Annotated in this window: 8 protein-coding genes; all 8 read right to left on the bottom strand. The window is 66.9% G+C overall.

All coding sequences use genetic code 11. The annotated features are described in order from the left end of the window. The coding region (locus AKL29_RS36240) for a flotillin domain-containing protein (RefSeq protein WP_244482634.1) at window positions 1–2,678 on the bottom strand (2,678 nt) is incomplete at its 3' end. Window positions 2,679–2,703: 25 nt separating this feature from the next. After that, window positions 2,704–3,537 (bottom strand): phosphoenolpyruvate hydrolase family protein, encoded by an 834-nt coding sequence (locus AKL29_RS36235; protein WP_050387454.1) that lies wholly within the window; start codon window positions 3,535–3,537, stop codon window positions 2,704–2,706. Window positions 3,538–3,540: 3 nt separating this feature from the next. Beyond that, complete coding sequence (locus AKL29_RS36230; protein WP_050387453.1) at window positions 3,541–5,751, bottom strand: ABC transporter permease; 2,211 nt, start codon at window positions 5,749–5,751, stop codon at window positions 3,541–3,543. Further along, the gene (locus AKL29_RS36225) at window positions 5,744–6,526 is read right to left on the bottom strand and encodes an ABC transporter ATP-binding protein (RefSeq protein ID WP_050387452.1); all 783 of its coding nucleotides are present in this window, start codon (window positions 6,524–6,526) and stop codon (window positions 5,744–5,746) included. The genes AKL29_RS36230 and AKL29_RS36225 overlap by 8 nt, the downstream gene beginning before the upstream one ends. Beyond that, complete coding sequence (locus AKL29_RS36220) at window positions 6,519–7,604, bottom strand: branched-chain amino acid ABC transporter permease (protein WP_050387451.1); 1,086 nt, start codon at window positions 7,602–7,604, stop codon at window positions 6,519–6,521. The genes AKL29_RS36225 and AKL29_RS36220 overlap by 8 nt, the downstream gene beginning before the upstream one ends. 3 nt (window positions 7,605–7,607) lie before the next feature. Next, window positions 7,608–8,618 (bottom strand): branched-chain amino acid ABC transporter permease, encoded by a 1,011-nt coding sequence (locus AKL29_RS36215; RefSeq protein WP_050387450.1) that lies wholly within the window; start codon window positions 8,616–8,618, stop codon window positions 7,608–7,610. A gap of 120 nt (window positions 8,619–8,738) precedes the next feature. Next, entirely contained in the window at window positions 8,739–9,557 is an 819-nt protein-coding gene (locus AKL29_RS36210; RefSeq protein WP_016847806.1) for a helix-turn-helix transcriptional regulator, read from the bottom strand. A 136-nt stretch (window positions 9,558–9,693) separates the two neighbouring features. Continuing rightward, entirely contained in the window at window positions 9,694–10,944 is a 1,251-nt protein-coding gene (locus AKL29_RS36205; protein WP_028333311.1) for an ABC transporter substrate-binding protein, read from the bottom strand. Between the last annotated feature and the right edge of the window lie 475 nt (window positions 10,945–11,419).

Raw genomic sequence — 11,419 nt, 5'->3', positions numbered from 1 at the left:
CGCAGCGCCGAGTCGATCACCTCGTCGGTGGCGCTGCGGCCGGCGCCGTTGCCATGGCCATTGCCGTTGAGGCCGTCGACCTGGAGGATGCGGATGCCTTCGATCTTCTCCATCGGCTTGACGCTCTCGCGCACGATGCCCTCGATCCGGTCGAGCAGCTTGCGGCGGAACAGCGAGTAGCGCGCCTGGTCGGTCAACACGTTCTCGGCTTCGTTGAGCAGGCGCTGCGCCTCGGCCTCGACCGCGGCGCGGACGCGTTCGGCTTCCGCGGCGATCCTGGTCTCCTCGGCCTGCTTCTCGGCCAGCAGCACCTCGACGGTCTTGCGCCGCTTGGCGATCTCGCTCTCGCGCGCGGTGACGACGCGCTCGGCCGCTTCGGTCGCACGGATCCGGGCGTCCTCGGCCGCGGCGCGCGCCGCGGACTCCTCCAGCGACTTCTGATGCAGCGCGATAGCCTTCTCCATCAGTGCTGTCTCGACGTCCTTCTCGCGGTTGACCTCGAGCTTGCGCAGCTCGCGCTCGCGGCCGATGCGGGCCTCGTCGAGGCCACGGTCGGAGGCGATGCGGGCGCGCTCGACCTCCTCGCGGGCGACGATCTCGGCCTCCTGCAGCGACTGGTTGCGGGCGACCTCGAGCTGCTCGATCGCACGGCGCCGCTCGATCCGGGCCGCCTCCAGCGCCTGCTCGCGCGAGACGTCGGTGGTGTCGATGTCCTTGCGCGCCACAATTTCGGCCTGCCGGACTTGCCGGTCGGCATCGATCCGCTCGGAGCGCTTGGCGGCGAGCGCGATCACGCGCTCCTCGTCGGCGAGCTCGATCGCCTTCTTCTGGTCGATGTTGAGCACTTCGCGGGTCCTGGAGGAGGCGATCCGCTCGCTCTCCAGCGTCAGCTCGACATCGATGCGCTGCCGTTCGATGGCGTCGCGGCGCTTCAGCTCGGCGGCCTCGATCGCCTCGGTGCGCGCGATCTCGAGCCCGCGGGTTTCGCGCTCGGCGCGGATGCGCTGCGCGGCGACCGACTTCTCCTGCGAGATCCGCGCCGCCTCGATCGCCTCGCGGGAGGCGATATCGGCTTCCTCGATCGCGCGGGTGCGCGCGATCTCAAGCGCCCGGACGTGCTCTTCCTGAGCGATCCGCGACGCTTCGGTGGCTTCGCGGGCACTGATCCCGGCGATCTCGACCGCCTGGTTGCGCTCGATTTCGAGCTTGCGCGTGGTGTGGTCGGCGGCGATGCGCTCGGCGGCCAGCATCTTCTCGCGCGCGATGCGGGCGGCCTCGACCGCCTTCTGCGCCTCGATCTCGGCTTCCTGGATGGTGCGGACCTGCTGGATCTCCAGCGCGCGGGTGCGCTCGTCGGACGAGATGCGCTCGACATTGACCGTCATGGTCTGGGCGATACGCGCCTTCTCGGTGGCCTCGCGCGCGGCGATCTCGGCCTCGTCGACCGCGCGGGTGCGCTCGATCTCACGGCGCCGGGTCTCTTCCTCATTGGCGATGCGGGCGTCGGTGACGACGCGGTCCTGCTGAATGCGGGCCTTCTCGATCGCTTCGCGGGCGGCGATCTCGGCTTCCTCGACCGTGCGCATCCGCTCGATCTCGCGCTGGCGCACCTCGCGCTCGGAGGCGATGCGGGTGGTGTCGACCGAGCGCTGGTTGGCGATCCGGACCTTCTCGATCTCCTCGCGGGCCAGCAGCTCCTTCTCTTCGACCGCCCGCGTCCGCTCGATCTCCTTGTGCCGGGTCTCGCGTTCCGAGGCGATCCGGGCTTCGGTGATCGCTTGCTCGTTGGCGATCCGCGCCTTCTCGATGGCTTCGCGCGCGGTGATCTGGGCCTGCTCGGCCTCGGTCTCGCGTAGCGCGCGCTCGCGGGCCACTTCGGTGCGCTGCAAGGCGCGGCGCATCTCGATATCGCGTTCCTGCTCGAGGCGGGCGGTCTCGCTTTCGCGCTCGATCTCCAGCGCCTGCCGCTCGGCCTCGAGATTGCGGGAGCGGATCTTGATCATCGAGTCCTGCTCGATGTCGTTGCGCAGCTTGCGCTTGGCCTCGATGTCCTCCATCAGGCGGGTCAAGCCTTCGGCGTCGAAGCGGTTCGAGGGATTGAAATATTCGAGGTCGGTCTGATCGAGATCGGTGATCGCGACCGACTCCAACTCGAGGCCGTTTTGCGCGAGTGCTTCGGCGGCATTGGCCTTGACGCGCGCCACATAGTCGCCGCGCTGCTCGTGCATCTGCTCCATCGTCATCTCGGAGGCGACCGAGCGGATCGCGGAGATGAATTTGCCGGAGAGCAGGGTGTGGAGTTGCTCGGGCTCCATGGTGCGGCGGCCGAGCGTGGCGGCAGCGATCGAGACCGCTTCGCGGGTCGGCTGAACCCGGACGTAGAAATCGGCCTCGATGTCGACGCGCATCCGGTCGCGGGTGATCACCGCGTCCTGCCTGGAGCGCACGATCCCCATCGGCAGCACGTTCATGTTGACCGGCGTGTAGTCGTGGATGAAGGGCAGCACGAAGGCGCCGCCATTGATCACCACGCGCTCGCCGAGGAAGCCGGTGCGGACGAAGGAGACCTCCTTCGACGAGCGGTGATACAGCCAGTTCACGACATAGACGATGATGACGATCGCGACGATTGCTACGATGAGCCAGAGGATCAATTCACCAACCAGCATCCCCGACATCTCTTCCTCCCTTGGTCCACGGCGGCTAGCGCGCGCCGATCGCCTTGAATTTGCGAACCTGATCCGTCAGCGCCCGCTCGACCGGCAGGCGCTCCATCGAGGAGGCGCCGTAGAAGCCGTGACAGTTGCGGGTCTTCTTCATGATGAAGTCGGCATCCGCGGGGTCCGCGATCGGACCGCCGTGCGCGAGCACGATGATGTTCGAATTGACGCTGAGCGCAGCCTCGGCCCAGGCCTCGATGCGGGCAGGGCAGTCGGCGAGCTTTGGCGCGGTCTGCGCGCCGATCGTGCCGCCTGTGGTCAGACCCATGTGGCAGACGATGATGTCGGCGCCGGCGATCGCCATCGCGGCGGCCTCCTGCTCGCTGAACACATAGGGCGTGGTGAGCATGTTCTTCTCATGCGCCTTCGCGATCATGTCGATCTCGAGCGCATACGACATTCCGGTCTCTTCGAGATTGGCGCGGAAGGTGCCGTCGATCAGGCCGACGGTCGGGAAGTTCTGCACGCCGGCAAAGCCGAGCGCCTTGAGCTGGTCGAGGAAGACGTCCATGTCACGGAACGGATCGGTGCCATTGACGCCGGCGAGCACCGGCGTCCTGGTCACGACCGGCAGCACCTCGCCGGCCATCTCGACGACGATCGCGTTGGCATCGCCATAGGGCATCAGTCCGGCCAGCGAGCCGCGGCCGGCCATGCGGTAGCGGCCGGAATTGTAGATCACGATCAGGTCGACGCCGCCGGCCTCCTCGCATTTCGCCGACAGTCCGGTGCCGGCGCCGCCGCCGACGATCGGCTCGCCGCGTGCGATCATGGCGTGAAACTTCTTCAACAGCGCATTGCGTTCAAACCTGGCCATGGGTCACCTCGCCACTCTCCGCCGACCACCGGCGCGTCCGAGCAAAGGGCGGAACGCGTTGACGATAGCGGCGGTAAACTCGGGATCGTTGATGTTGCGCTTGATGCGGATGATCTGCCGGTTGCCGTTCTGGCGCACGGTGCGCTCCAGCGCGCGGAAGAGCGCCGCATCGGCCTCCGGGTCCCAGAACGGCTGGCCGGGTGAATCGAGCGCGGAGACACCGCCCTCGGCCAGGAAGAAGCGGACCGGCCCGTCCATCTGGTTGAGCCGCTCGCCGATCCAGCGGCCCATGCGCTCGTTCTCTTCCGGCGTGGTCCGCATCAACGTGACCTGCGGATTGTGGACATGGAATTTGCGTTGCCGATAGCGCTCCGGGATCGTGTCGGGCGCGCCGAAGTTGACCATGTCCAGTGCGCCGACCGAGCCGACATAGGGCACGCGGCTGCGGATGATGGCGCCGAAGCGATCCTCGGTCGCCGGGAACACGCCGCCCATCAGCAAGTCGCAGACCTCGGTCGTGGTGAGGTCGATCACGCCCGCGAGTTGCCCGGACTCGACCAGCTTCTCCATCGAGCGGCCGCCGACGCCGGTGGCGTGGAAGACGAGGCACTCGAAATCCTCGCGCAGGTCGGCGGCGATCTTCTGCACCGCCGGGGTGGTGACGCCGAACATGGTGATGCCGATCGCCGGAAGATTCGCGCCTGCATCGCGCTGCTTGCCGGCCTGCTCATCGAGCCGCGCCTTGACCATGCCGACCAGCGCATGGGCGCCGTTGCCGAGCACCGTGCGCGAGATCGAGTTGAGACCCTGCACGTCGGCCACCGAATACATCATGGTGATGTCGGCGGGACCGACATAGGGACCGACGTCGCCGGACGCGACCGAGGAAATGATCAGCTTCGGCACGCCGACCGGCAGCGCGCGCATGCCCGGCGCAACCAACGACGCGCCGCCGGAGCCGCCCGCGGAAATGATCCCGGCGATATTGCCCTGGCGGCGCAGCCATCGCTCGAACGCCTCCGCCATCGCCGTCACCGAGGCGCCGCGATCGGCGCCGAACACGCCGGAGCCGCCCCGGCCGTGGTTCAGTGCGATCTCCTGCGCGGTGACATCGCAGCTCGCCGCTTTGCCGCTGGTCGAGACGTCGACCAGTCGCGTGCGCAGGCCGCTGCCGGCGATGATCTCGCGGATGAAGCGCAGCTCGGCACCCTTGGTGTCAAGCGTGCCGACGATGAGGACGACCGGCGGCCCGGACGTTCGGGAGGTCGTCGGTTCGCGTCGCTGCCGGGTTGCCTCCTCGAGCCGCGTGACTCCGGCGGACTGCGTCCGCGCGGCGGCCTCGATGCGGGCGATCGGCACCGGCTGCGACCAGCGGGTCGGCAGCACGGGATTGGAGACGTAGACGCGGGTCGGTCCCCTGCGCTGCGGCTGCGGCGCGCCGGCCGCTTCGGCCTTTACCGGCGCAGTCTCGGCGTCGGTCTCGTCAGCGCCATGAGTGCCGACGCCGAGCAACCGCTGCTGCAGCTCGCGGTCGGTTGCAAGGCGGGCGGAATCGATGATCCGGTTGATCCGCCCATTGACCATGATGGCGACGTTGCGCGACACCGCCGTCGCGACGCCGATGTTCTGCTCGATGACGAGAACGGAGATATCGCCCTCATCGCCTAGGCGCAGCAGCATATCCTCGACCTGGGCAACGATCACGGGCGCAAGGCCTTCGGTCGGCTCGTCCATGATCAGCAGATGCGGATTGGTCAGCAATGCGCGCGAGATTGCGAGCATCTGCTGCTCGCCACCGGAGAGCTGGTTGCCGCCGTTGTTCTTGCGCTCGGCGAGACGCGGGAAGGTGTCGTAGATTCGCTCAATGGTCCAGGCGCCGCGCCGCAGGCTGCCGGCAAGCGCGAGGTGTTCGTCGACGGTCAGCGAGCGCCACAGGCGGCGGCCCTGCGGCACGTAGCCGACGCCGAGCCGGGCGATCCGCGCCGGATTGAGCCGCGTGACCTCCTCGCCGCGGATCCGGATCGAGCCGCCGCTGGCGCGCACGAGGCCCATGATGGCCTTGCACAGCGTGGTCTTGCCCATGCCGTTGCGGCCGACCACCGAGAACACGCCGGACTCGAGCGTGAGATCGACGCCCTGCAACGCGTGCGAATGGCCGTAATAGACGTCGAGGCCTTTCACCTCGAGAGCGGGCACTGCCCGGCGGTCATTCATGGCCGCCTCCGAGATAAAGCTCCTGCACCTCGGGATCGGATTCGATCTCGCGCGGCAGACCTTCCTTGAAGATGCGGCCGTTGTGCATCATCGTGACGCTCTCGACGACGCGGAGCGCGACGTCCATGTCGTGCTCGATGATGATGTAGCCGATATGCGCCGGCAGCGAGGTCAGGATCTCGATCAGCTCGCGCCGCTCGGTCGGCGACAGACCCGCCGCCGGCTCGTCGAACAGGATGAAGCGCGGCGCGCCGGCCAGCGCCAGCGCGATCTCGAGCTGCCGCTGCTGACCATGTGCGAGCTCGGCGACGCGCTGGTCCTTCACGCCGCTGAGGTGCACGGCCTGGACCAGCGTTTCGGTCGCGTGCATCAGCGCATCGTTCTGCCCCGCGCGCAGGAACGAGAAGCGGCCGCGCGAGACGCCGCGGCAGGCGAGGTAGACGTTGTCCTGTACCGTGAGGCCGGGGAACAGCGCCGAGATCTGGTAGGTGCGGCGCAAGCCCCGGCGGATCCGCTCATAGGGCGGGAACTGGGTGATGTCCTCGCCGAAGAAGCGGATCGTGCCGGAGGAGGGCGGAAAGTCGCCGGTGATGCAGTTGAACAGCGTCGTCTTGCCGGCGCCGTTTGAGCCGAGCACCGCGCGCCTTTCGCCCGGCCGCACAGTGATGGTGACGTCGGTCAGCGCGGCCAGCGCGCCGAACAGCCGCGTCACGCCGCGCAACTCGAGCGCCGCGCCGGCGCCGACCACGGACAGCCGCTGCGCGACGCTATCCATGCCGGCCTCCGCCTGAACGTTGGGTCGAGGATGCATTGCGCCGCCGCCAGCGTTCCCAGAGGCCGATCACGCCGTCGGACGACCAGAACACGATGGCGAGGAAGCCGAGCCCGATCAGCAGCCGGAAGCGATTGCCGTCGAGCCCGAACTTGATCAGCACGTCGAGCGCGAAGGTCCGCAGCAGCACGAAGATCAGCGCGCCGATGAACGGGCCGATCGGCCGCGTGATGCCGCCGACCACGGCGATGATCAGGACGTCGATGCAGGCGCCGACGCTGACCGAGCCGGGCGAGATCTGCCGGTAGTTCCAGACCTGCAGCACGCCGCCGAGCGCGGCGATGAAGGCGGCGAAGGCGTAGGCCGCGATGCGGTGCGCATTGGGGTTGAAGCCGAGCGCCGCCATGCGACGGGAATTGTCGCGGACCCCCTGCAGTGCGAGGCCGAACGGCGCGCGCGAGACATACTGGACGGCGAAGTAGCAGATCGCGGCGACGCCGAGCGCGACATAATAGAAGGCGATATCGGCGCGCCAGTCGACGCCCCAGAAATGCGGCGTCGCGACGGTGTTGATGCCGGTGTGGCCGTTGAAGATCGCCCAGTTCTGGTTGGTGAAGTAGTAGAACGCAGCGCCGATCGCCAGCGTAATCATGATGGTGTAGATGCCCTCGGTGCGCACTGCGAGCGCGCCGCCGAGCGTGCCGAACAGCGTCGCCAGCGCCAGCGCCATCGGGGTTGCCAGCCACCACGGCCAGCCGAGGCTGATATTGGCGTTGCCGCTGATGCCGAACACCGCGACCATGTAGCCAGCGAAGCCCGCGATCGTGAGCTGCATCAGGCTGACCATGCCGCCATAGCCGGCGAGGAACATCAGGCTGAGCGCGATGATGCCGAGGATCAGGGTGGTGGCGAAGATCTCGATCAGGAAGAAGCCGTTGGCGATCAGCGGCATGATCACGAGGACCAGAGCGACCAGCCAGGCCGCGGGGTTCTGGAATTCCGGCCAGGCACGGACCCAGGCGCGGCGGGGCGCGTCGGCGGATGGATCGGGGCGGAACTGGGTGCTCTGGAGCAACGACATCTGTCATCGCCTCGCGAGCAGGCCCTGCGGCCGCAGCGCCAGCACCAGCACCATGATCAGGAAGGTGACGACGATGGCGTAGGTCGGGATGTAGACCGAGCCGAGCTGCTCGGCGAGGCCGATGATGACGGCGCCGAGCGCCGCTCCCGGGATCGAGCCCATGCCGCCGACGATCACGACGACGAGCGAGGCGAGCAGGAACCGCGTATCCTCGCCCGGCGACAGCGACTGGAAGGTGCCGCCGACCACGCCGGCAATGCCGGCAAGGCCCGCGCCGAGCGCGAACACCAGTACGAACACAAGCTGGATCCGCACCCCGGTCGCGGCCAGGATGTCGCGGTCGTCGACGCCGGCACGCACGATCATGCCGATCCGCGTGCGGTTGAGCGCCAGCCACATCGCGATCCCGATCACGACGGAGGCCGCGAAGATCACCAGCCGCACCAGCGGATATTGCAGATAGACCGGTTCGCCCGATGATTTGATCGCGGTCAGCAGCGGCAGCTGGATCGGGCCGATCAGCCAGCTCGGGGTCTGGATCTGGTAGAAGTCGCCGCCGAACACCCAGAGCATCAGATCGGCGAACACGATTGACAGCCCGATCGTCACCATGGTCTGCCTGAGGTCCTGACCCTCCATGCGTCGGAATACGACGAGCTGCAGGATCACGCCGACCAGCGCCACCGCGATGAAGGCGATGATGAAGCTGAGGAGCCACGACCCGGTCCAGCTGCTGATCGCGTAGCCGACATAGCCGCCGAACAGATAGAGCGAGCCGTGCGCAAGGTTGACGTTGCGCATCAGGCCGAAGATCAGCGTGAAGCCGCTGGCCACCAGGAAGTAGAGCCCGCCGAGCGTGATGCCGTTCAGCACCGCGTTGAGGAACACGCGCTTGCGGCCGATTGCGGCCTCCAGCCCCGGCGGCCAGATCGCGAACACCAGCCACGCGAGCACCGCGACCGCGATGATTACGATCAGCGCCCAGGCCGGATGGCGTTCGATGAACCTGGCCATCTCCGTCGCGTTCCCTCACTGGTCGCGGCCGTCTGCCGGGCCGCGTGTCCAGTATCCTACCGAGGGCGAGAGCTCAGGATTTGATCGACAGTATCTTTTATCGTGTGCTCCGGAACTCCTTCACGGCCGCAACACCTTGGCGGCGCGGCGATAGTCGGTCGGCGCCATGCCGACATTGGCGGCGAAGAAGCGGGTGAAGCCGCTCTGCGAGGAGAAACCGAGGTCGAAGCCGATATCGGCGATCGGCGTCTCGGTCGCGACCAGCGCATCGAGCGCCTGCTCCATGATCAGCGTGTTCATGTAGAGGTGAGGGGTGACGCCGGTCTGGGTGCGGAACAGCCGGTAGAAATGCGGCCGGGACAGCCCGGCCTCGCGCGCGATCGCATCGAGCTCGATCTCGGCGCCGGGGCTTTCCGACATCAGCTTGATCGATTTGCGGACCCTGAAGTCGGTTACCGCGGCCGCCGCGCGCGCGTCCTGCGCGGCCTGCCAGCTCTCCTCGTAGCAGGAGTCGATCAGCTGCCGGAGTTCGCAATCGAGGCTGCGCAGCGACGGCGCGCCGCACACCAGTGCTGCGGTGCGGCGGATCAGCCGGTCGAGCGCTTCGGTGCGCGGAAAGAAGGTGCGGCCGAACCGCAGGCCCTGTGCCGTCGCGGGCTGCGGCGCGAACCATTCGGCGTTGACATAGAGCACGAAGAAGATCGCGCCGTGGTCCATGTCGGTCGGCAGAAAGTTGTGCGGTTCCCACGGGTTGACCGCGACCACGGTATCGTCCTTGAGCAGCAGCCGCTGCTCCGAGACGTCGATCTGCGCCGGCGTTCCGCCGACATGAAAGATCAGATGCCCCTCGCGGTGCGCATGCACGTTGAAGGGACGGTTCAACTGATAGACCGTCGCGCGACCGAACCGGCCGTGGAAGACGGCAAGCGCCCTGCTCATGCCTCCCCTCCCGCGGGATGTTCTTGTCTTTTCGACAAGCGTTCATCATCCGCCCGCGGAAAGCAAGGGCGAGCAGGGCTCTTGATGCAACCGCGCACCATGCCGCGGCCGTTCAGCCTGCACTGCAACAAATACGTCAGTACTTCTTGCACTCCGGGACCGTGCGGCTCGGCAGGCCGATCTTGGCGAACACCGCCGGATCGTAGCCCAGCGTCTGGTTGACGTTCGGGATCACCTTGACGACCTTGCTGAACAGCGCGCCCTTGCCGTCATCGACCACCTCGGTGACGAAATTGGTGCCGATCGCCTGGCGGTTGGAGTCGAGCTTGATCTTGCCGTTCGGCGCGTCGATCTCGATCTTCGCCAGCGCGTCCTTGAGCTTGGCCTGGTTGTTGGAGAGATCGCCATTGACTTGGCGCAGCGCCAGGATCAGCGCCATCGTCGAGCCGTAATAGTTGGTCGCGAGAAGCGACGGGCTCGGGAAGCGTTTGGCCGGCGGGAAGGCATCCTGATAGGCCTTGACGAATTTCTGCCAGCCCGGATCCTCCCAGGTATCGGCCTGGCCGCTGGCGGCGATGGTGCCGATCAGCGCGTTCTTGGCATTGCCCTTCGACGACAGGATGGTCTGGTCGATCATGATCGAGCCGCCCATGAGATGCGCCTTGCCGCCGGCCTGCTGATACTGGTTGAGGAAGTTGACGGCATCGGCGCCGCCGAGGCCGAGATAGATCGCATCGACATCGTCAGGCAGCGCGGCGATCACGGAGGCAAAGTCCTTGGTGCCGAGCGGCACCCATTGCCGGTTGGTGACCTGGCCGCCGGCGCCGCAGAACTCGAGCACCAGGCCAAACACCTGGGTGTAGATGAAGGAGTAGTCCTCGCCGACGGTCGCGATCTTGCGATAGCCCTTGGTCTCGTAGGCGTATTTGCCGAGGCCGACCTGCCACTGCGCGCCGTCCATGTTGTAGCGGAAGAAGTTCGGCGCCGGATCGACATAGGTCGTCTCCTGCGCGCCGGATGCGGCGTTAACGAAGGTCAGCTCCGGATGGGTCTTGGCGAAATTCTTGACCGCGATGCCTTCGTCGCCGGACAGCGGCGATAGCAGGATCTGCACCTTGTCCTGCTCGATCAGCTTGCGCACCGCGCGCACCGCGGAGTCGGGCGTCGCGTCGGTCGAGGCGACGACGAATTCGAGCTCCTTGTCGCCGATCTTCTTGCCGAGCACGTTGAGCGCCGTCTGGAAGCCGCGCATGCCGTCCTCGCCGAGCACCGTGTAGGTGCCCTCGAGCGTCGCGGTGACGCCGACCTTGATCTTCTCCTGAGCGAACGCCGTGCCCGAAAGCAACAGGCTGCTCAACGCAATCAGTCCCAAACTGCCTTTCAACATCGCGCTCCTCCCTCTGTGTTGTCGCCGGCGTCCGCTTGGCGTGCGAAGGCTGGTGGACGTCCGGTTGTTGCCGGCAAAGCTAGCCGAAGGCGGGCGCGGCGCGGATGTCGTCGGCGCCGGGTGGCTTAACGGGCAGTCTCATTTTGATTGTTGCGCCGCAGCGCGGCTCGCGGCGCAATGCCGCGGAGCTTGTTCTGTGTCATCACCGCGCATGCGGGTGATCCGGTCCAGAGACGCCGAGAGGCTGCGGCGTACTGGATCGCCCGCCTTCGCGGGCATAATACCGGGGAGAATGAAAGCACACGACTCCTTCCCCACGTCGTCCCTGCGAAAGCAGGGACCCATACCACAGGGCTGTGTTGTTGAAATGAGCTGTGGTCGCAGCTCTGCAACCCAATTCGCATTCGTGGTTATGGGTCCCGGCCTTCGCTGGGACGACACCGAATGTATTGCGCTGCCGGTGAGTCATACTTCC

The organism is Bradyrhizobium pachyrhizi (assembly GCF_001189245.1).
Taxonomy (GTDB): Bacteria; Pseudomonadota; Alphaproteobacteria; order Rhizobiales; family Xanthobacteraceae; genus Bradyrhizobium; species Bradyrhizobium pachyrhizi.
Note: the sequence above shows the minus strand (reverse complement) of the source record. Positions and strands in the feature narration are given on the sequence as shown.